Genomic DNA, 21,436 nt, shown 5'->3' on the forward strand with positions numbered 1-21,436 from the left:
TGCTATCGAGAGAAAATCGGAGAACGGAGGATTTTGCATGGATGTGAATCACAATAAGCCGCTCCGTCTGATCAAAGATTACATATATATCATGATCGGCGCGGCGATTACGGGGGTCGTGTTTAACGTATTTTTGCTGCCGAACCGTATAGCAGCGGGGGGAGTAAGCGGGATCAGCACCATTTTAGAAACGTTTGGTTTTGAACCGGCTTACGTGCAGTGGATTATTAACATCCCTTTGTTTATCGCCGGAGTGATCATTCTCGGCGGGAAGTTCGGAATGAAGACACTGGTCGGTTCCATCGTTCTGCCGCTCGCCGTCTTTTTAACAAGAGATCTGCCTGCCGCGACGACCCATGAACTGCTGGCGGCGATTTTCGGAGGCGTCGGGATCGGAACGGGAATCGGCATCGTGTATCTCGGCAAAGGCTCAACAGGGGGAACGGCTCTGGCGGCGCAGATCATTCACAAATACACGGGGCTGTCGCTGGGAACGTGCCTTGCCATCATGGACGGATTAATTGTGCTGAGCGCGATGCTCGTTTTCGGAGTGGAGCAGGGGCTGTATGCGATGCTCGGGGTATTTATTTCGAGCAAAACGATTGATGTCGTGCAGGTCGGGTTCAACCGCTCCAAAATGGCTTTAATCATTACGCAGCATGAAGAAGCAGTCAGATCGGCTGTGTTTAAAGAAATCGACAGGGGTGTGACGAAGATCTCCGCAGTCGGCGGGTATACGGAACATGACCGGCCGATCTTAATGTGTGTCGTCGGTCAGACCGAATTCACAAAACTGAAACAAATCGTCAAACAAATTGATGAGTCAGCCTTTGTCATTGTCGCAGACGCAAGCGAGGTGCTCGGCGAGGGTTTCAAACGCGCGTGAACGAGGTTATAATAGCGAAGGGGTGCATCTTACATATGAAATCAAAATGGGCGCTGCTGGCGCTGGTTCTGACCATGTCCGTCCTGCTGGCGGCATGCGGCGGATCCAATGAATCGAAAAAAGAAAGCTCTGACAGCTCAGGCGGATCAAAAGCATCTGCGTCAGCGGGTGAAGAACTTTATCAGCAAAGCTGTATCGGCTGTCACGGTAAAGACTTAGAAGGCGGCGGAGGTCCGAATTTACAGGAAGTCGGCGGGAAGTATGATGAAGCTAAAATTGAAAGCATCATTAAAAACGGACGCGGCAATATGCCGAGCCATCTTGTAAATGATGAGGAAGCCGCGAAGATCGCAAAATGGCTGTCACAGAAAAAATAACAGAAAAACCTTGCCTGTTATAGGGGCAAGGTTTTTTCTCGGTCTGGGAATGAAAAGAAACTGTAATAGTAATATGTCTAAATTTGACGTATAATGAAGTGTACTGAGGAAAAGGAACTTTCAGATTTTTCATCTGTTTCCTGACGAATCGGCCATAAACCGCTGTACGTTTGCGAACTCTATGGCTGCAAGACATAAATAAAAGATTAGGTGATTTCATGATAGAGATGAAAGAAGTATATAAATCCTATCCGAACGGTGTAAAAGCGATTAACGGGCTGTCAGTCATGATTCATCCCGGAGAATTTGTATATGTCGTAGGACCGAGCGGAGCCGGTAAATCTACTTTTATTAAAATGATTTACAGAGAAGAAAAACCGACAAAAGGGCAAATATTGATTAATCATAAAGATCTCGCGGCTGTGAAAGAAAAAGAGATTCCTTTCGTGCGGCGTAAAATAGGTGTTGTTTTCCAGGATTTCAAACTTCTTCCGAAATTGACGGTATTTGAAAACGTAGCGTTTGCGCTTGAGGTTATCGGAGAGCAGCAGTCAGTCATTAAAAAACGCGTGCTCGAAGTGCTCGATCTTGTGCAGCTGAAGCATAAAGCGCGGCAGTTTCCCGACCAGCTTTCCGGAGGAGAACAGCAGCGTGTTTCCATCGCAAGATCCATCGTCAACAATCCTGACGTCGTGATAGCTGACGAACCGACGGGCAACCTTGATCCGGTAACATCATGGGAAGTGATGAAGACACTGGAAGAGATTAATAACCGCGGAACGACCGTCGTGATGGCGACACACAATAAAGAAATAGTAAACACCATGAAGAAACGGGTCATCGCGATCGAAGACGGAATTATTGTGCGTGATGAGTCAAGAGGGGAGTATGGTTCTTATGATTAAAATTCTCGGGCGCCATTTGCGTGAGAGTTTTAAGTCTCTCGGAAGAAACACGTGGATGACATTTGCATCCATCAGTGCCGTTACCGTTACATTGATTTTGGTCGGCGTGTTTTTAGTCATTATGCTGAACTTAAACAACATGGCTAAAAATGCTGAAAAAGAAGTGGAAATTAAAGTATTAATCGATCTGACGTCAAATAAGAAAACGCAGGATACGCTGCAGAATGAGATTAAAGACATCTCGGGTATCCAAAGCGTAGAGTTTTCATCTAAAGATAAAGAGCTTGATCAATTGGTCAAAAGCTTCGGCGACAGCGGAAAGGCCATGAAAATGCAAGATCAGGAAAACCCGCTGAACAACGCGTTTATCGTCAAAACGACAGATCCGCATGATACGCCGAAAGTCGCGAAAAAAATTGAGAAGCTTGATCATGTGTATAAAGTGACATACGGGAAAGAAGAAGTCAGCCGTCTGTTTAAGATCGTCGGGGTGTCACGCAACATCGGGATTGCGTTAATCATCGGCCTTCTGTTCACGGCGATGTTCTTAATTTCGAATACGATTAAAATCACGATTTTCGCCAGAAGAAAAGAGATTGAAATCATGAAGCTTGTCGGCGCGACAAACTGGTTTATCCGCTGGCCGTTCTTCCTGGAAGGACTGCTGCTGGGGGTATTCGGTTCTGTCATACCGATCGCTCTCGTGCTGAGTACGTACCAGTCGATGGTCGCTTGGGTGGCCCCGAAAGTTCAGGGATCATTTGTTTCACTTCTGCCGTACAGTCCGTTTGTGTTCCAAGTATCACTTGTGCTCATTCTGATCGGCGCGGTGATCGGGGTATGGGGAAGTCTGACTTCCATCCGGAAATTCCTTCGTGTATAAATACAAAAGCCAGTCTGATATAGACTGGCTTTTTTTAATGGTCTCGTTACTGAATGACGGGCAGGGCCGGTGATCCGGGCTTTAATGTAAAGTCATAAGACGATTCGTCTCGGTACATCGGGTCCGCATAAATGGAATCCGAATCGTTTGCCGTTCCTTTTCGGTACGCTGTGAATGAATCATATTCTCTGTTCTTCCAATTCCAGATACCGTCTTTTCCCTCTTCTTTGTGATAGACGTTATGATTAACGGTATTTTCTTCGTTTTTCGTAAAATCATTTGCGATAAAAATCCGTGAATCGCTTGCCGTCATGATGTTTTTTTCGATCGTGTTCCCTTTTGTGCCGTACTGCAGGAGCAGCTGGCCGCCGTCAAGGTCCTTCGTGTCATTTCGGTACATGATGTTGTGAGCGATCACCGAATTGATGGTGCCGCCGCGTTTCGTGTCATAGCCTCCGATTGAAATACCGGTGTAAGCATTGCCGTACACCTTGTTATCCGTGATCCGGATATCTCGTGCGTATTTCCCTTTATGCTCAGAGGTGGCTTCAATCCCAAGGTCATTGTTGTAAACGGTGTTTTTCTTAATGTCCACATGTTCTGCGCCGTCAACGTAAATACCGCCCGCTGAATATTCATCTCCGTAAGCGGGATTTCCGTAAGAAGAGTTATGGCTCACCGTATTGTTTTCAATGATGCCGTTTCGCGCATAGTCGTTTTGCTTGGATGTTCCTTCGTATCCGATCACGTCAATCCCGATATTGTTATTGTCCCGGATGGTATTGCCGGCAATCTTAAATCCGTCAACATTTCCGTTCAGCACGACCGCTTCGCTTGCGCCGAGCGTCAGTTTTTCAACCGTATTATTTGTGATGCTGACATCCTTCATGGCGCCTGTGCCGTAAAATGCGATGCCGTGTGCGTTTCCTTCATCAGCCGTGGTTTTAATGTTCCGGATATGGTTGCCGTCAATGTTGATATGACTGCTTGATCCGGTGACGCAGATCCCCATGGCCGTCGCATCTTCTGATGATACGGAGAGATTCTCAAGCGTAATGCCGTGAATGGTAATGTACTGTTTATTGCGGATTTGAATTAACGGAGTTTCAGAATCGCTTTTTGGCGCAGATTTGCCGCTGATGGCGACATGCTCATTCTGATAGTTCCGAAATGTAATCGGCTTTTCGGCCGTGCCGCTGTGCTTTACTTCAAACGTTTCATCATATGTCCCTTCCCGAATTAATACGGTTGTTCCGGCCTCTGACTTTTCAGCCGCATGTTTTAATGTGCGGAACGGCTTTTCTTTCGTTCCTTCATTTTGGTCGCTGCCTGCGGGAGAAACATACAGGGCGTCCGTCTGCGTTTTCTCATTGGCCTCTGTTTTTGGCCAGACAAAGGCGGTAATGCCTGCGGCCAGAACCGCCGCGGATAAAATCGATAATTTTATTTTCATATCGCATTCTCCTGTATATATAATGAATTGCATACAAAATATTATACGTCACCCATATATATGAAACAATCTCGCATTTTCATTTTTTTGTTGCCGTTACATGAATTCTTTGCAATTTACACATACTATCTCCAGGTTTTCGTAAAAGGACTAAGAGGAGGTAAACGATGAAGCAGAAAATGATCGCAGTGATAGCGGCCCTAAGCATGATGTGCGGCGGAGCCCATATTGCCGGGGCGGCACAGCCGAATTCATCAGACGCAGAAAGAAGCCGGGCAATGGAAAAAATCGAAAAAGCATATGAGCTGATCTCGAACGAATACGTGGAAAATGTAGATAAAGAAAAGCTTCTTGAAGGAGCGATTCAGGGGATGCTGTCTACATTAAACGACCCTTATTCCGTTTATATGGACAAGCAGACCGCTAAGCAGTTTTCCGATTCTCTTGATTCTTCTTTCGAAGGGATCGGCGCTGAAGTCGGTATGAAAGACAATAAAATCATTATCGTATCACCGTTTAAGCAATCTCCGGCGGAAAAAGCGGGCCTCAAGCCGAATGATGAAATCATCAGTATAAACGGCGTGTCAATGAACGGGAAAGATTTAAACGAAGCCGTGCTGAAAATCAGAGGAAAAAAAGGATCGAAGGTTTCTATTAAAATACAGCGTCCGGGTACTGAAAAACAGCTGTCATTCCGGATTAAAAGAGCGGAAATCCCGCTTGAAACCGTATTTGCTTCCCGCAAAGAATCAGGCGGTCATCATGTCGGCTACATCGGCATATCGACATTTTCCGAGCATACCGCCGAGGACTTCGCCGCGGCGCTGAAAAAGCTTGAAAAACAAGGGATTGACGGTCTCGTCCTTGATGTAAGGGGGAATCCCGGCGGCTACCTTCAAAGCGTCGAACAAATTTTAAAGCATTTCATCACAAAAGACATGCCGTATATCCAAATTGCGGAGCGTAACGGCGATAAAAAACAATATTTCTCAACCTTAAAACATAAGAAGCCGTATCCCGTCAATATTATAACAGATAAAGGAAGCGCCTCCGCTTCAGAAATTCTTGCGGGCGCGTTAAAAGAAGCGGGACATTATGACGTTGTCGGCGACACTTCTTTCGGTAAAGGAACGGTTCAGCAGGCCGTGCCTATGGGAGACGGGAGCAACATTAAATTGACGCTTTACAAATGGCTGACACCGAAAGGCAATTGGATTCACAAAAAAGGCATTGCTCCGACAATCGCCGTGAGCCAGCCGGATTATTTTGCGGCGGGACCGCTTCAGCTGAAACAGCCGCTTCAGCCTGATATGAACAGCGCGGATGTCAAACACGCCCAAATCCTGCTGAAAGGCCTAGGCTTCGACCCGGGCAGAGCGGACGGCTATTTCAGCAAACCAATGAAAAAAGCCGTTCTGGCGTTTCAAGACCGGTACAAGCTTGATAAAACAGCAGTCATTGATAAAAAGACAGCGGAAAAAATGAATCAGCTGATGAATGAGAAGAAATCTGACGAAAAAAATGATTTGCAGCTGCAAATGGCGTTAAAATCATTATTTGTAAAATAAATGAAAAGGAGGCGTTTTTTGCGTCTCCTGTTTCTTTTGTCATTCGTAAAAAATGAACCAAAAGGCATATAATTATGACGGTTTTGACAAGATATTAAAAAAATTTTCACATTTAAACATTTATAAAGGACAAACATTACCCGATATTTATAGAGAAGAGAGACTTTATGCCGAGTTAATATGTATTCAAAATGAAACTTTTGAAAGTTGCCTCAGTCAGTTTTAGTTCTTACAATAAAAGAAGGTTCTAATAGAGAACAGTTTTAGTTTGGCAGCTGCATTTCAGTATCGAAAGCAGAAGTGTTTGCGGCGCTTCAGCACGGCAGCTGTAATCACCCGTGCTTATCTGGATAAAAAAATGGGGGTTCACAATTGAAGAGGGCAAGTATTGTGCGTGAAAAAAAATATTATGAATTAGTGGAACAACTAAAAGACAGAACAAAAGACGTCACATTTTCATCAACAAAAGCACTAAGTCTTCTTATGCTGTTCAGCAGATACCTGGTCAATTACACAAATGTTGAATGCGTTCACGAAATCAATGAAGAGTGTGCGAAGCATTATTTCACTTACTTAATGAAAAACCATAAACGTTTAGGAATCAATCTGACGGATATTAAGCGGTCCATGCTTCTGATCAGCGGCGTGATCGAGGTGGAGGTTGACCACTATCTGAAAGATTTCTCTCTCTCAAATGTAACGCTGTGGATGACGGAAGAGAGATAGACGTTTGAGATATTCAAGCCAATGATTATTTGGTAGAATAGAATTAAAATGTTTGGCTTGAGGCGGTGAAAGCAGTGTCTGTTCAATGGGGAATTGAACTTCTGAAAAGTATCGGTCTGTTTTTTTTGCACCCGATGTTCTGGTTTTTTATCATCATAAGTCTCGCATGCGGATATTTGCGGATCAAACGTGAACGCCATACGTTTCATACAAAAATCGCGGATATGTATGACGAGCTTATCTTTACATACATAAAAGGACTTATACCGGGTATTCTTCTCTCCATATTATTTTTTGGACTGGGAATTTCGATTCCATTCGGTCTTCTCGGCATAATCGCGGCCGTGACGGCTTTGGCTTCGCTGACGTTCCGTATGAATTGGCTGTCCTCAGCTTATATTGTCAGCGCCGGCATGTTCATTGCGTTTATCCTTCAGTATACCCACACAGTGCCGTTTGCGGATCGGTTTCCGCAGGCATTCGGTGTGAATTGGGCGTCGGCGGCCGTGTTTATGGGCCTTTTGATTATCACGGAGGGAGCGGCTGCCTGCCGTTCAGCGCATCTGAAAACATCTCCGGCGCTTGTCGTCAGCAACAGAGGCCTGCCCATCGGCCGACAATTGGCGAATCGCGCATGGCTGCTTCCGCTTTTCTTATTGGTGCCGGGCAGCGGGCTTGAGTCACACCTTTCTTGGTGGCCTGTCTTTACCGTGCCGGGCGGCTCTTTCCATTTGATCTGGATTCCTTATATCGCCGGCTTCGGACAGCGTGTGCAGGGGTCACTTCCGGAAGTCAGCATAAGGATAACGGCGAAACGCGTCATGATTCTCGGGGTTATCGTGACCGCATTCGGGGCAGCTGCCCTTTGGTGGACTCCGCTTGCCGGAGCTGCCGCTTGTATTGCGGTGCTCGGACGCCTGTTTTTATCATTGAGACAGCGGCTGAACGATAACGCGGCTCCGTTTTATTTCTCTAAGCGGGATCAGGGCTTAATGGTGCTCGGCATCATTCCGAATACACCCGCGGACGATCTTGAGCTGAAGATCGGTGAGATTATTACGAAAGTAAACGGCATCCCCGTGAAGCATGTATCGGATTTTTATGAAGCACTTCAAAAAAACCGCGCATTTGTAAAAATGGAGATCATCGGCCTGAACGGTGAGATCCGGTTTGATCAGCGCGCGTCCTATGAAGGCGAACATCATGAATTAGGTATTTTATTCGTGCAGGATGAACACGAGCACGAAGAAATGACAGCATTATAATGTGATTTTTCATAATTATTCGGAATAGTTTCAAGAACTCCTAAACTAGATTTCAAAATAAAACAGCTAAGAAAATTATATTTTCTTAGCTGTTTTATTTTGAAAATAATAAAAAAATAAATGAAGGAGAGGTATGGCTTTTGGAAAGGTTATTGCTAACTCCAAAACCTTTAGAAGATGAATCTTTAGCAGGATATATATTAAGAATAACTGATTATAATGGTTATGTTGGATAGGGGGAGTACATTATAAAAAAGCTTTTACTTAAGAGATTGCCGTTGATCTCACTTGGAGTTATAGCTTATATACTGACAAAATACGCGCAGAACCATCAGGATTGGGCGGAGAAATACAGTAGGTCTGTATATCCGTTATTGTCAAAAATAGTAGGATTTGTACCTTCTTGGGTCACATTTTCTGTTAGTGAATGGCTCGTCGTGTTGGTTGTGTTACTTTTTCTATTTTATATCGTTTATTATGTGCGCAAGGTCATCATGAGTAAAGGTGCACGTAGGATGGTAGTTTATCGTGGTGCTCTAGGAATCGTTACGATCTGTAGCGTGATATATTTTTGTTATACTATTTTGGGTGGAATAAACTATTACAGATATTCTTTTTTGTCTTATACCGAATATAAAGAAGAGAACTACAGCAAGGAGGAACTGGTCAAATTGAGTAAGTCGCTTGCCGTTGAAATGGAATTGGCAAGGGAAAAGTTAGCGGATACTGATCTTTTGGCTCATGTACCAGAGGTTTTTGATTATTATGCACAACACGCAGTGTTCTCGATGCAAATGTTATCAAAGAAATATCCTGTTTTGGAGCATTCATATTCAACACCAAAACCAGTGGTGATGTCAAAACTAATGTCGCATGCAGGGATACATGGTATTTTTGTCCCTTTTACTTATGAATCCAATATCAATGTTAATGTGCCAGTTTTTTTGGTGCCTGCTACTATGGCACATGAATTGGCACATCAGAGTGGTTTCATGCATGAGGATGAGGCAAATTTTATAGCATATCTGGCATGTAAGCGGCAGGATGATCCAATGATACTTTACAGTGGTTTTTTTCTAGCATTTGATTATTCTATATCTGAGCTAAAGAAAGTGGATCCAGATCAGGCGTCTGACATAATGTCCAGTCTGTCCAAGGCGGTGCAGCATGATATAGAACAAAATGAGCAGTACCGGGATAAGTATGAGGGTGTTATTTCAAGTATTTCAAGAAATGTAAATGATGTATATCTGAAGGCAAATAATCAGACAGACGGTTTGAATAGCTATAGTGATATGGTGAATTTGTTGCTGGCAGAGCAGCGAGAGATAGAGAAGTACAATTAAATGTATCTTGAATACTTATAGGTTTATATAGTAATGATAGTGGGCTCAAGTTGAACATAGGAGTGAGTGAAATAAATAAAATAAAAGTATTTCCTATTCCATATGCTGGAGCGTCGGTAAATGCATATTATGAATGGAAAAAACTACTGCCGGATAGATATGAATTGTGTATATGTGAATTGGCTGGAAGAGGAACTCGATTCACAGAGCCTTGTTACCAGTCTGTTGGTGAAGCAAGTGAAGATATCGCCAAAAGAATAAGTGAACAATTAGAATATGACGATGAATATGTTATATTTGGACACAGCATGGGAGCCTTATTGACTTATGAGATATATTATAAACTTAAGCAAATGGGAACTAAGGAACCAAGGAATCTGTTTTTTTCTGGGCGAGATGCTCCACATATTTTTGAAAAGAGAGAAGACATTGAAAATATGACTAATGAAACTTTCTTGACAAAGGTGGAACAATATGGGGGAATACCAGAGGAGTTTTATACAAAAGAGATTATGGATATGTTTCTTCCGATTTTGCGAGCAGATTTTATAATTTTGGACAATTATAAGTTTCAGCCCAAAGCAGAAAAAATAAGTTGTGGAGTAAGCGTTTTTTATGCGGATAGCGATTTTTCGACTCATATCAATGAAATGCATAAATGGAGTGAAGTTGTTGAAGGAAACGTGAAATTTCATAAGTTTAAAGGAGAACATTTTTTTTTGAATCGGTATCCTAATGATATTGTAAATACTATTGTTAAAGATACAGAGACTTATTCTTGTTCATGAGAGATTCCTCGTTTCGTCAATGTTGGTGTGGTAACTTACATTGTAAAAGAGGAATCTCTCTTTTGCATTCGTTTTTTTTTTTTTTGGTATAATTTGGATAATCGACAGACGTGTTATTATATAAATCTAAAAAGATTTTGGTTTAGACTTTCTTGTCCCAATCAAGTTCCAAAAATAAAAATTTAGACTTTCTTTTCTTTGTACAGTTTGAATGTGTTTTGAAATATTATATTTAAAATAAATTTTATCAGTCTGAGAATCCTTCAATGATTGTTACTTAATTTTGCTTAATTATAAAAGTAATATTCAATAATTGTTTTAGGTAGGTTTTAGTAAGGAGAATTATGAAAAAAATTAAGAAAAAACATTGGAAATAATAAGCTTTCAGTTTTATTAATTATGAAAAATCACATATAAAAAGCCTGGTGCCGCTAACAACACGGCGGCCGGGCTTTTTTTACGGCCGGATTACGGCGCAAGCGGCCGAACTTGATCTGAGCTCTTAGCGATTTACATTCCCCTTTTCTCTTTTAAATAAAAAGAATCTCATAGAGCAAAACCGCATTGCGATACTCTATGCATCGGGGGAGTGCGGTGACACTTTGAGAGAGAAAATGAAGAAGGAAAACTAGAAAAGGTTCCGGAAAGCAGATGCTTACGGAACCTTTTTCGTTATGCCGAATGGCTTTTTTTCGTCTGAACGGTTTCCCCGGACTTAATTCCAAGCGATACGAACAAGCCGATCACAGAAACTCCGATCAATATGATAAACAGAATATGAAACCCGGAGATTAAACCGATCAGTGCTGAAGAAATAATGCTTCCGAAATAACGGAAGGTGGAAAAAATCCCGGATGCGATGCCGGACATGCCCGGTTCTACCGTTGCAAGAGAAGATACCTGCATGCTCGTCAGCCCCGCACCTGACGCGATGCCTCCTACAATAAGCGATGCCATAAGAAACGGAACGGAATGGGAATAAACCAAAAGCAAAAATAAGAGATTGGCTACGGCCATCAGCCCGAAGGACAGAAAAATCATTCTTCGCGCGCCCCATTTCTGATGCAGCTGAGCTCCGCCCCAGTTGCTGGCGGACATGAAAACAGAAAAGACTGACAGCGCCATGCCGCTGTGCGACGTGTTCATGCTGAAGTGGCCGGTCATAAAGAGCGGCATAATCAATAAAACGGCGTACATCATTAAATTGCTTAACAGAACCGACAGATTGGCGCTCGTAAATGTCGTGTTTTTAAATAGATCAAAATCAATAATCGGATGTTTCGTGCGCAGCTCCCGTCTGAAAAATAGCGGAACAAATACGAGAATGAGCAGCGCGTACACCCAATAGCCCAAAGAGCTTTCATTTTTCGTCAGAAGAATAATAGACACAATGCTTCCGGCAAGCAAAACGGACCCGATGATATCAAGCGGAGCGTCGGACGTTTCTTCTTTATATTTAGGAAACATCATTAATGCCGTCACGAGTGCGATCGCAAGAAACGGAATGTTGACCCAAAAGATCGAATGCCAGCTGAAGCTCTCAATTAAAAGAGAGCCGATAAACGGACCGAGAGCCGCGCCCAGCCCGGCACCGAGGCCGAAAAAGCCGAATACTTTCGGAAGACGTTTTTCAGACACGACATGGCGAATGATGGCGATGCTGTTTGGCGTAAGCAAAGCGCCGCCGGCAGCCTGAAGCGCCCGGAAGAAAATCAATAAGAAAAGACTTGGCGAGAGGGCGCACCCCAATGATGCGATGAGAAAAAGGCCGACGCCCCATAAATACATTTTTTTGTTTCCGTACATATCACCGAGTTTGCCGGCGATGGGCTGTGTCACGGCCATCACGATTAAATACACGGTCACTACCCATGTGATGCTGGCAATTGATTCGCTGAATGAGCGGGAAATGGACGAAAGGGCGACTGCGATCATCGTAGAATTGATGGGAACGAGTATGGCTCCCAGCAAAAGCGAAACGATCAGCGCCCATTCTTTCTTTGAACCCATCCTTCATCCTCCTTGGAGCCGGAAAATGACCGGCCGGTAATGCCTTTCATGAAAATCTCAGTGCTGTGTTTCAGCATCGTTTCCTCAGAGAGAGTAATGACTCTTTTCCCCAGCTGCAGCCGGTGTATAAAATAACCGAAAATCATCGTCATAAAGACGTCTGCATTAGCTTCTTCGCTGCCGGGGCTTATCATATTTTTCTTTGTCAGCTCCTTAAAGTAAACGATTAAATGCTTTTTCACGGATTGCGGATATACGACAATATCCTGCAGGACGTCTTCGAATAGTTCCGGTTCGCGCAGGCAGATGCGGAATACTTCTTTTTTTTGTTCCAATTGCTGCAGAAGGGTCGCGGCGAAATGAAGAAGATCCTCATACAGATCGCCTTCCGCCTTGGTGATCATGCTTTCCGGAACCGGCGTCTGCTGTTCAATCATGGCTTTCATTAATCCTTGTTTGTTTTTAAAATTACGGAAAATCGTTGCTTCGCTTACTTTTGCTTTTTCTGCGATTTCCTTTGTTGTCGCTGCGCGGTATCCTTTTTTGATGATCAGATTCATCGCGGCGTCAATAATTCTCTTGTTCGTCGTTCTCAACATGTTTCACCTCGCGTAAATACTGGCAGGACAAGTATACACCCGCCCTGCCCGCCAATAAAGAGGGAAACCTAGCATGAAGCGCGTTTGACAATCGTAATCTTGCCGTTTGTCCCGTCTACCGTGACGATATCTCCGTCGTTGAGCCTGTCAGTCGCGGCACGTGTGCCGAGAACGGCCGGGAGCCCGTATTCTCTCGCGATGATCGCCGCATGTGACAGGATGCCGCCCGTGTCCGTAATGACGGCCTTTGCATCCTGGAACAGACTGGTCCAAAGCGGTGTCGTCATTTTGCAGACAAGCACGTCTCCTGTTGAAAAACGGGAAAATTCACTTGCGTCACGAATGACTTTCACCGGTCCGCTTGCGATTCCGCTTGACGCTGCAAGTCCGTAAATTTGATGTTCAGTGTTTTTTTCATCTTCTGTGATGGAGCCGGTAATCTGTTCAGCCGTTTTCAGCTGTTCCGAAGTCGGAGTCCCGAGATAAGCGGGGGCTTCAAGCAATTGATATTGCTGGAAGAGCTGTTTTCGTTCAGCGGCTTTTTCCTGCATCGGAACCGGCGACGCCAGCGCTTTCTCGACTTCATCGCTGTATAAGTACCACATATCCTCCCGATCATCGATTACGCCTTGTTTTTGAAGCAGCTCGCCGATTTTCAGAAGGCAAAGGCGCGCTTTGGCGTCCAGCATCGCATCAATATAAAAATGGTGATCATCTTTGATGACGGATGAAGACAATGTCCACTGATAATAGCGGTCAAACGTCTTCCGGAAGCCGTCATCTTCAATTCTATCCATAAAGTCGGCGTAGAGCTGTTTTCGTTTTTCTATCGTTTTATGAAACTCACTGTCAAAATCGTATCCGTTCCGGACATAGTTCTGAATGTTGGCCAAAGCGAAATAAGGGTTTTCCGCCCAAGTTTGTTCAATGAGATCATGACTTTTCACGGATCTCCAGCCGTATTCCTGCAAAAATTCGCCGACTTGTTCGAGAAAGCGTTTTCCCTCATTTGATTGCAGAAGCGTCTGATGCAGCTCATCGGCATGAGAAACCGTAAAGACGCGCCGCAGTTCAGGGCTGTCTTTTACTTGTCCGGAAAGCAGCCAGAGCTGTCTGTCGGTCTCCAATGACTTATTCATGACGCCGGCCAGCATTTCATACAGAAGGGAGGTGTTTTCTTTCTCAACCTGTCCGTACATAGATTCCAGTATCATGTTTAACGCAACCTGCGGAAAGACAATATTGAAATGTTCTTCGTATCCTTTTAAATAGAAGTCTTGCAGGTTTCGGAACGCATCAAGGGCAGTCTCCGGTGTATGGTCTGTATGCGCCAGTTCGTCCAGCTTTTGATAAAAAGGCAGAAAGGTTTCCTGAATAATATCGTACATGCGGTCAGCCAAGACGGGGAAAAGCGCTTCTAACTGTTCTGCGGGCAGCTTGTCGTCCGTCTTATGCTGTCTGGAAAAAACATGGCCCTGATGAAGTTTGACACGCTCAATCTCGATGCCCATCACAGGGAAGGCCTTCGTGCTCTCTTTGAGGCCGTATTCCAAAGCCGGCACAATGAGTGAAGCGAATAACGGGCTGACGGGACCTTCTATATTGGCCTCCATATTGAGCCAAAAATCTTTCTGATCCCGGGGTGTCATGATAAATTCCCGTTCTTCGTCTGCCGCTTTCTGATCCTGCGCGATCGTTGTAATCGGCCTGGCCTGAAGCAGATACAGCTTATTTTCGGCAAATCCGAATTCGAGATCCACGGGATAACCGTACAGTTCTTCCGTCTTTATTGTCAGCATGGCAAGCTCTTTGATGCTCTCGTCATCAAGGCAGAAGCGGCTTCTCATGTCAGCGGACGTCTCTTTTTCCGTCACGCCTTCGTCTTTAGAAACGATATACATTTCTTTTAAGCCGATTTCTTTTTCAATCTGAAATGTGTCTTTATTGACGATAAATGTGTCGGGCGTCACGCTGCCGGAGACGATTGCTTCTCCGAGGCCGTAGCTTGCGCTGATCATCAGTTCTCCGTCATCGTGTGTGACGGGGTTGCGGCTGAAAATGACCCCTGAAACCTCGGAATTGATCAGACCTTGCACGACAACGCCCATTAACGGTTCTGCGGTGTCATTGTTCATTTTCTCTTTATAACCGCTGACCCGCGCCGAGAAGAAGGAAGCCCAGCACTCTTTCACTTTTCCGAGAAACTCTTCTTCTGTTTTGATATTTAAATAGGTTTCGTACTGGCCCGCGAAAGAAGCGCCTTCAAGATCTTCGGACGCGGAGGAGGAACGTACGGCGACAGAGGCGTATGATTCTCTCAATTCATAAAACGACGCGGTCAGTTCCTCCCGAAGCTCTTTTGAAAACGTGCCGTTCATAATGGCGCGCTCCATCTGTTCCTGATCTGCTTGAAGCCCGTTGTCTTCCATAAAACGTGTCAGGGCATTCGTCTGAATGATAAAACCGCCGGGAACGGGCAGCCCGTTTTTCGTCAGTTTAATCAGGTTCATTCCTTTTGCTCCTGCAGAGCGGCTCGATTCTTCCGCTTTTTGAAATCGCACTGAATACATGCGGTATGACCCCCTTTTTTCTTCATCCAAGAAAATGATAGTAAACACTATCATTACATTGTAAAGAGGGAGGAAGAAACTGTCAAAGATACAAAGACCTAAACCTTCTCATCCTTTCGGCTGAAGAAAGGTAATTCGATTCATCTGGTTAATGGTTCAATGGATTTATATTCACATTTTTTTTGACAGATGATTGAAGACTGCCGAAAAAGGGTATTGTGATAGCAGGGGAACGATTGTCCGATTCTTCATTTTTTACTATAATCAGATGAGATGAAGAATTCCCGAGGAGGGTTTTTGTGATTACAAAAGCCGTTTTTGCATTATGTTTCCCTTTTATGCTGGTCGTCCTTTTTACGCGCGTCACGTTTAACCACTATGTGGCGATCGCTCTCACAGCCGCACTGCTTTTCGCATCCTATTTAAAGGGTTACACCGAAACGTATTTTATCGTTGGATTGGATGTCGTATCGCTGGTGGCCGGAGGGCTGTACATGGCCAAAAAAGAAGCAGACAAAAAGAAAGACAATGCCTGACATGGTGAATATGAAATAGAATGCCTGCTTTTACGCCATAAAAGCAGGTTTTTTATACAAAAATTAACTTGGTAAAAATAAACCATCGAACTTTAGTTCGTATTTTTAGTGATTTTGCCCGTCATTGTGTTACTATATCAATAGGAAGATTTCGTAAAGAAACGGAGGCTTTTTTGTGAAAGATCGTTTTGAGTTAGTCTCGAAATATCAGCCCCAGGGAGATCAGCCGCAAGCGATTGAGAAGCTTGTCAAAGGCATACAGGAAGGCAGAAAACACCAGACTCTCCTGGGTGCGACAGGGACGGGCAAAACCTTTACCGTGTCCAATCTGATTAAAGAAGTGAATAAACCGACACTGGTCATTGCCCATAACAAAACCCTTGCCGGACAGCTGTACAGCGAGTTCAAGGAATTTTTTCCGAACAACGCTGTCGAGTATTTTGTCAGCTACTATGATTATTATCAGCCGGAGGCGTATGTGCCTCAAACGGATACATTTATAGAGAAAGACGCTAGTATTAATGATGAAATTGATAAATTGAGGCACTCCGCGACATCCTCTCTGTTTGAACGGAGAGATGTCATTATTATCGCGAGTGTGTCATGCATATACGGTCTCGGTTCGCCTGAAGAATACCGGGAAATGGTCGTGTCGCTCAGACCGGAAATGGAGATTGAGCGGAACGAGCTTCTGAGAAAGCTTGTGGATATCCAGTATGCCCGCAATGATATCGACTTTCAGCGCGGGACGTTCCGCGTGCGCGGAGACGTTGTGGAAATCTTCCCGGCTTCCCGTGACGAACATTGTATCAGAGTGGAATTTTTCGGAGACGAAATTGAGCGGATCAGGGAGGTCGACGCTTTGACCGGAGAAATTCTCGGCGACCGTGACCATGTCGCGATTTTCCCGGCTTCCCACTTCGTCACCCGGGCGGAAAAGATGGAAAAAGCGATTCTGAATATTGAACAGGAGCTTGAGGAGCGCTTGAAAGTGATGCACGAAAACGGCAAGCTCCTTGAAGCGCAGCGGCTTGAGCAGCGGACGAGGTATGATCTTGAAATGATGCGGGAAATGGGTTTTTGCTCAGGGATCGAGAACTATTCAAGACATTTGACGCTCCGTCCTCCTGGTTCTACGCCGTATACGCTGCTTGATTATTTTCCGGACGATTTTATGATCGTCGTTGATGAATCACATGTGACGATTCCGCAGGTGCGCGGCATGTTCAACGGTGACCAGGCGAGAAAACAGGTGCTTGTCGATCACGGGTTCCGCCTGCCGTCAGCGCTTGACAACCGTCCGCTCCGATTCGAGGAATTTGAAAAGCATATGCACAATATCGTGTACGTGTCGGCGACTCCGGGACCGTATGAAATTGAGCATACGCCGGAAATGATCGAGCAGATCATCAGACCGACGGGACTCCTCGATCCTCTCATTGACGTCCGTCCGATCGAAGGACAGATTGATGATCTGATCGGCGAGATTCAGGCGAGGATTGAACGGAATGAACGCGTTCTCGTGACGACTTTAACGAAAAAAATGTCAGAGGATCTGACCGATTACCTCAAGGAAATCGGCATCAAGGTCAATTATCTGCATTCCGAGATTAAGACGCTTGAACGGATTGAAATCATCCGTGACCTCCGCCTCGGAAAACATGATGTGTTAATCGGCATCAACCTGCTGAGGGAAGGGCTTGATATTCCGGAAGTGTCACTTGTCGCCATTCTCGATGCGGATAAAGAAGGCTTCCTCCGTTCTGAACGTTCGCTGATTCAGACGATCGGACGGGCGGCCAGAAACGCGGAAGGCCGCGTCATCATGTATGCCGATAAAATCACGAATTCGATGGAAATCGCGATTAATGAAACGAAGCGCCGCCGGGAACAGCAGGAGCGCTTTAACGAAATTCACGGCATTACGCCGCAAACGATCAATAAGGAAATCCGCGATGTGATCCGCGCGACGCAGGCCGCTGAGGATAAAGAAGAATATAAAACAAAAGCCGCGCCTAAACTGGCGAAGATGACGAAGAAAGAACGCCAGAAAGTCGTTGAGCAAATGGAGCACGAAATGAAAGAGGCGGCCAGAGCGCTTGATTTCGAGCGGGCGGCAGAGCTTCGTGATTTACTGTTAGAGCTTAAAGCGGAAGGATGATGAACACATGGCAATTGACCGGATCGAGGTGAAAGGCGCAAGGGCGCACAATTTAAAAAACATTGATGTAACGATTCCCCGGGATCAGCTCGTCGTCGTGACGGGGCTGTCCGGATCGGGAAAATCATCCCTTGCCTTTGACACCATTTACGCGGAAGGACAGAGGCGGTATGTTGAATCGCTTTCTGCCTATGCGCGCCAATTTTTAGGGCAGATGGATAAGCCGGACGTTGATGCGATCGAAGGGCTTTCTCCGGCGATCAGCATTGATCAGAAGACGACAAGCCGCAATCCGCGGTCAACCGTCGGAACGGTAACGGAGATTTATGATTATCTCCGGCTGCTGTACGCGAGGGTCGGGAAGCCGCATTGCCCGGAGCATGGCATTGAAATTACGTCGCAAACGATCGAACAGATGGTTGACCGGATTCTTGAATATCCGGAGCGGACGAAGCTTCAAGTGCTTGCGCCGATCATCTCAGGCAGAAAAGGCGCCCATGTCAAAGTGCTTGACCAAATCAGAAAGCAAGGTTACGTAAGGGTGCGGATTGACGGAGAAATGGCCGAGCTTTCCGACGATATTGAACTTGAAAAAAACAAAAAGCATTCCATTGAAGTAGTCATTGACCGGATTGTCGTCAAGGAAGGGGTTGCCGCCAGGCTTTCCGACTCACTGGAAAGCGCGCTCCGCTTAGGGGAAGGCCGTGTCATGATAGATGTCATCGGTCAGGAAGAGCTGATGTTCAGCGAGCATCACGCCTGTCCGCTGTGCGGTTTTTCTATCGGGGAGCTTGAACCCCGGCTGTTTTCGTTTAACAGCCCGTTCGGCGCCTGCCCGACTTGCGACGGTCTCGGCTTGAAGCTGGAAGTGGACCCTGAGCTCGTCATTCCCAATCCTGAACTGTCGTTAAAGGAACACGCCATCGCGCCGTGGACGCCGATCAGTTCACAATATTATCCGCAGCTGCTTCAGGCGGTCTGCCGCCATTACGGCATTGATATGGAGACTCCGGTCAAAGACCTGCCGAAGCATCAGCTTGATAAAGTGCTGTACGGCAGCGGCAATGAACGGATCTACTTTAAATACGAGAATGATTTCGGACAAGTGCGCGAAAATGAAATTGAATTTGAAGGTGTGCTGCGCAATATTGAGAGACGGTATAAAGAGACAAGCTCCGATTATATCCGTGAACAGATGGAGCAGTACATGTCACAGAAGCCGTGCCCGACGTGCAAAGGCTACCGGCTGAAGAAAGAAGCGCTTGCCGTTTTGGTCAACGGGCGCCACATCGGCACCATTACCGAGCTTTCCGTCGGCGATGCGCTGGAATTTTTCAAAAACCTGACGCTGTCTGAGAAAGATATGCAGATTGCCGATTTAATTTTAAGAGAGATTGTGGAGCGTCTCAGCTTTTTAGATAAAGTCGGTCTTGATTACCTGACGCTGAGCAGGGCGGCGGGAACGCTGTCAGGCGGAGAAGCCCAGCGTATCAGGCTTGCGACGCAGATCGGCTCCCGTTTGTCAGGCGTCCTGTACATTCTTGATGAGCCGTCCATCGGCCTTCACCAGCGTGACAATGACCGTCTGATCAGCGCGCTGAAAAACATGAGGGATCTCGGCAATACACTGATTGTCGTGGAGCATGATGAAGATACGATGATGGCTGCCGATTACTTGATAGATATCGGCCCGGGCGCCGGCATTCACGGCGGCCGCGTCATATCGGCGGGGACGCCTGAAGAAGTGATGAATGATGCGGATTCTCTGACCGGACGTTATTTGTCAGGGGCTCAATTCATCCCGATGCCTCCGGAGAGAAGAAAGCCTGACGGCCGGTTCATTGAAATCAAAGGCGCTTCAGAAAACAACCTGAAAAAAGCGAACGCCAAATTCCCGCTCGGCACTTTTACGGCGGTGACAGGTGTGTCCGGTTCGGGAAAAAGCACGCTTGTGAATGAAATTCTGCATAAGGCGCTTGCGCAAAAGCTTCATAAAGCCAAAGCGAAACCGGGAAGCCATAAAGAAATCAAAGGCCTTGACCATCTTGATAAGGTGATCGACATCGACCAGGCGCCGATCGGCCGGACACCGAGATCAAATCCGGCAACTTACACGGGTGTGTTTGATGATATCCGCGATGTATTCGCGCAGACAAATGAAGCAAAGGTGCGCGGCTATAAAAAAGGCCGGTTCAGTTTTAATGTAAAAGGCGGGCGCTGTGAGGCCTGCCGCGGCGACGGCATCATCAAAATTGAGATGCACTTCCTTCCTGACGTGTACGTTCCGTGTGAAGTGTGCCACGGCAAACGTTACAACCGGGAGACGCTTGAGGTCACATACAAAGGAAAAAGCATTTCCGACGTTCTGGATATGACGGTGGAAGATGCTCTGTCTTTCTTTGAAAATATCCCGAAAATCAAACGCAAGCTTCAAACGCTTGCTGATGTCGGACTTGGGTATGTGACGCTCGGCCAGCCGGCGACGACGCTGTCAGGCGGAGAAGCGCAGCGCGTCAAGCTCGCTTCCGAGCTGCATAAGCGTTCCACCGGCCGGACGCTGTATATTCTGGACGAACCGACGACAGGCCTCCACGTTGATGATATCGCAAGGCTTTTGGTTGTGCTTCAAAGACTCGTCGATAACGGTGATACCGTTTTGGTCATTGAACACAATCTCGATATCATTAAAACGGCGGACTACATCGTCGATCTGGGACCTGAAGGCGGAGCGGGCGGCGGCATGATCGTAGCCTCCGGGACGCCCGAAGAAGTTGTCGAAGTGAAAGAATCATATACGGGCCGCTATCTGAAACCGGTAATGGAACGCGATAAAAAACGGATGAAAACATTGCTGGCCGAAAAAGAAACGGCAGCCACGTAATAGATCAATAACAACAGCCCAAAACTCATCGGTTTTGGGCTGTTGTTGTTACAGGCTTTTTTTCTGTTGGGGAAGCTGTCTGCTTAAATGCATTAAGTCCTGCAGAATATGGGTGCTGCTGCTGTCCAGCAGCACTTTTATATATTGGATATCATGGGAAATGGGAAGAGGGGCTGCTTTGATCTGTTCCAATTCAGCCAGCATTTCGCTGTTCATTCTTTTCTGTTCGCGAATTAAATTTCGAAGACTCTCTTCCGTTACTTGGGCGTTTTCGGGATCTTTCTCCATTTGTATGTCCTCCTTGCATACGGTCAGGCTTTGTTACATATTGTAATCGGTTCGGGGAAAAGATTCTATAGTGAAATCTCTGAAACCAAAAATTACGTATAACGAAGCATGTCCTTAGCATGAAAATGAAACCCGCTCATTCGTCATACGTATGTATAAGGAAGGGTTTTTTATATCACGGCACAGGGAGTGTT

General features: G+C 45.7%; 17 protein-coding genes. 12 read left to right on the forward strand and 5 right to left on the reverse strand.

Going from position 1 to position 21,436, the window contains the following annotated elements:
• Positions 1-37 precede the first annotated feature (37 nt).
• The 4 genes from ACWJJ4_RS02905 to ftsX all read left to right on the forward strand — a co-directional run bounded on the left by ACWJJ4_RS02905 (position 38) and on the right by ftsX (position 3,051).
• Positions 38-886 carry a YitT family protein gene (locus ACWJJ4_RS02905; RefSeq protein WP_058906389.1) on the forward strand — a complete coding sequence of 283 codons (849 nt, stop codon included), beginning with the start codon at positions 38-40 and terminating at the stop codon, positions 884-886.
• 35 nt (positions 887-921) lie between these two features.
• Positions 922-1,263 (forward strand): cytochrome c551, encoded by a 342-nt coding sequence (cccB, locus tag ACWJJ4_RS02910; RefSeq protein WP_003151417.1) that lies wholly within the window; start codon positions 922-924, stop codon positions 1,261-1,263.
• Positions 1,264-1,481: 218 nt separating this feature from the next.
• A complete protein-coding gene (gene ftsE, locus ACWJJ4_RS02915; RefSeq protein ID WP_003151418.1) occupies positions 1,482-2,168 on the forward strand; it encodes a cell division ATP-binding protein FtsE in 687 nt (228 codons plus the stop codon).
• Positions 2,161-3,051 carry a permease-like cell division protein FtsX gene (gene ftsX / locus ACWJJ4_RS02920; RefSeq protein WP_013353766.1) on the forward strand — a complete coding sequence of 297 codons (891 nt, stop codon included), beginning with the start codon at positions 2,161-2,163 and terminating at the stop codon, positions 3,049-3,051. The genes ftsE and ftsX overlap by 8 nt, the downstream gene beginning before the upstream one ends.
• A 46-nt stretch (positions 3,052-3,097) precedes the next feature.
• Here the strand turns inward: ftsX and ACWJJ4_RS02925 are convergent, their stop codons facing one another.
• Entirely contained in the window at positions 3,098-4,504 is a 1,407-nt protein-coding gene (locus ACWJJ4_RS02925; protein ID WP_454021409.1) for a DUF1565 domain-containing protein, read from the reverse strand.
• A 206-nt stretch (positions 4,505-4,710) separates the two neighbouring features.
• On the opposite strand from ACWJJ4_RS02925, the gene ctpB reads away from it, so the two are divergent.
• The 5 genes from ctpB to ACWJJ4_RS02950 all read left to right on the forward strand — a co-directional run bounded on the left by ctpB (position 4,711) and on the right by ACWJJ4_RS02950 (position 10,197).
• Complete coding sequence (ctpB, locus tag ACWJJ4_RS02930) at positions 4,711-6,072, forward strand: carboxy-terminal processing protease CtpB (RefSeq protein ID WP_404977408.1); 1,362 nt, start codon at positions 4,711-4,713, stop codon at positions 6,070-6,072.
• Between the two features lie 372 nt (positions 6,073-6,444).
• A complete protein-coding gene (gene swrA, locus ACWJJ4_RS02935; RefSeq protein ID WP_014305920.1) occupies positions 6,445-6,798 on the forward strand; it encodes a swarming motility protein SwrAA in 354 nt (117 codons plus the stop codon).
• Between the two features lie 74 nt (positions 6,799-6,872).
• Positions 6,873-8,063: a S1C family serine protease gene (locus ACWJJ4_RS02940; RefSeq protein ID WP_070082452.1), complete on the forward strand. Its 1,191-nt coding sequence runs from the start codon at positions 6,873-6,875 to the stop codon at positions 8,061-8,063.
• Positions 8,064-8,341: 278 nt separating this feature from the next.
• Positions 8,342-9,409, forward strand: coding sequence for a DUF3810 domain-containing protein (locus ACWJJ4_RS02945; RefSeq protein WP_454021410.1), 1,068 nt, complete (start codon positions 8,342-8,344; stop codon positions 9,407-9,409).
• 50 nt (positions 9,410-9,459) lie between these two features.
• Positions 9,460-10,197: a thioesterase II family protein gene (locus tag ACWJJ4_RS02950; RefSeq protein ID WP_165409313.1), complete on the forward strand. Its 738-nt coding sequence runs from the start codon at positions 9,460-9,462 to the stop codon at positions 10,195-10,197.
• 672 nt (positions 10,198-10,869) lie between these two features.
• Here ACWJJ4_RS02950 and ACWJJ4_RS02955 read toward each other — a convergent pair.
• From ACWJJ4_RS02955 to ACWJJ4_RS02965, 3 genes are all read right to left on the reverse strand, one after another.
• The gene (locus tag ACWJJ4_RS02955; protein ID WP_063636489.1) at positions 10,870-12,207 is read right to left on the reverse strand and encodes an MFS transporter; all 1,338 of its coding nucleotides are present in this window, start codon (positions 12,205-12,207) and stop codon (positions 10,870-10,872) included.
• Entirely contained in the window at positions 12,180-12,803 is a 624-nt protein-coding gene (locus ACWJJ4_RS02960; RefSeq protein ID WP_454021411.1) for a TetR/AcrR family transcriptional regulator, read from the reverse strand. Before ACWJJ4_RS02960 ends, ACWJJ4_RS02955 begins: the two co-directional genes overlap by 28 nt.
• Before the next feature lie 71 nt (positions 12,804-12,874).
• Positions 12,875-15,376, reverse strand: a complete 2,502-nt coding sequence (locus tag ACWJJ4_RS02965) for a PEP/pyruvate-binding domain-containing protein (protein WP_454021412.1) — start codon at positions 15,374-15,376, stop codon at positions 12,875-12,877.
• A gap of 299 nt (positions 15,377-15,675) precedes the next feature.
• Between ACWJJ4_RS02965 and ACWJJ4_RS02970 the strand changes: the two genes are divergently transcribed.
• The 3 genes from ACWJJ4_RS02970 to uvrA all read left to right on the forward strand — a co-directional run bounded on the left by ACWJJ4_RS02970 (position 15,676) and on the right by uvrA (position 20,954).
• Complete coding sequence (locus ACWJJ4_RS02970; protein WP_003151438.1) at positions 15,676-15,912, forward strand: CsbA family protein; 237 nt, start codon at positions 15,676-15,678, stop codon at positions 15,910-15,912.
• A gap of 175 nt (positions 15,913-16,087) precedes the next feature.
• Entirely contained in the window at positions 16,088-18,073 is a 1,986-nt protein-coding gene (gene uvrB / locus ACWJJ4_RS02975; RefSeq protein ID WP_003151439.1) for an excinuclease ABC subunit UvrB, read from the forward strand.
• Positions 18,074-18,080: 7 nt separating this feature from the next.
• Positions 18,081-20,954, forward strand: coding sequence for an excinuclease ABC subunit UvrA (gene uvrA / locus ACWJJ4_RS02980; protein ID WP_454021413.1), 2,874 nt, complete (start codon positions 18,081-18,083; stop codon positions 20,952-20,954).
• Positions 20,955-21,002: 48 nt separating this feature from the next.
• On the opposite strand, the gene ACWJJ4_RS02985 is transcribed toward uvrA, so the two are convergent.
• Positions 21,003-21,242, reverse strand: a complete 240-nt coding sequence (locus ACWJJ4_RS02985) for a hypothetical protein (RefSeq protein WP_003151443.1) — start codon at positions 21,240-21,242, stop codon at positions 21,003-21,005.
• Between the last annotated feature and the right edge of the window lie 194 nt (positions 21,243-21,436).

It is taken from the genome of Bacillus sp. JK62, assembly GCF_053663455.1.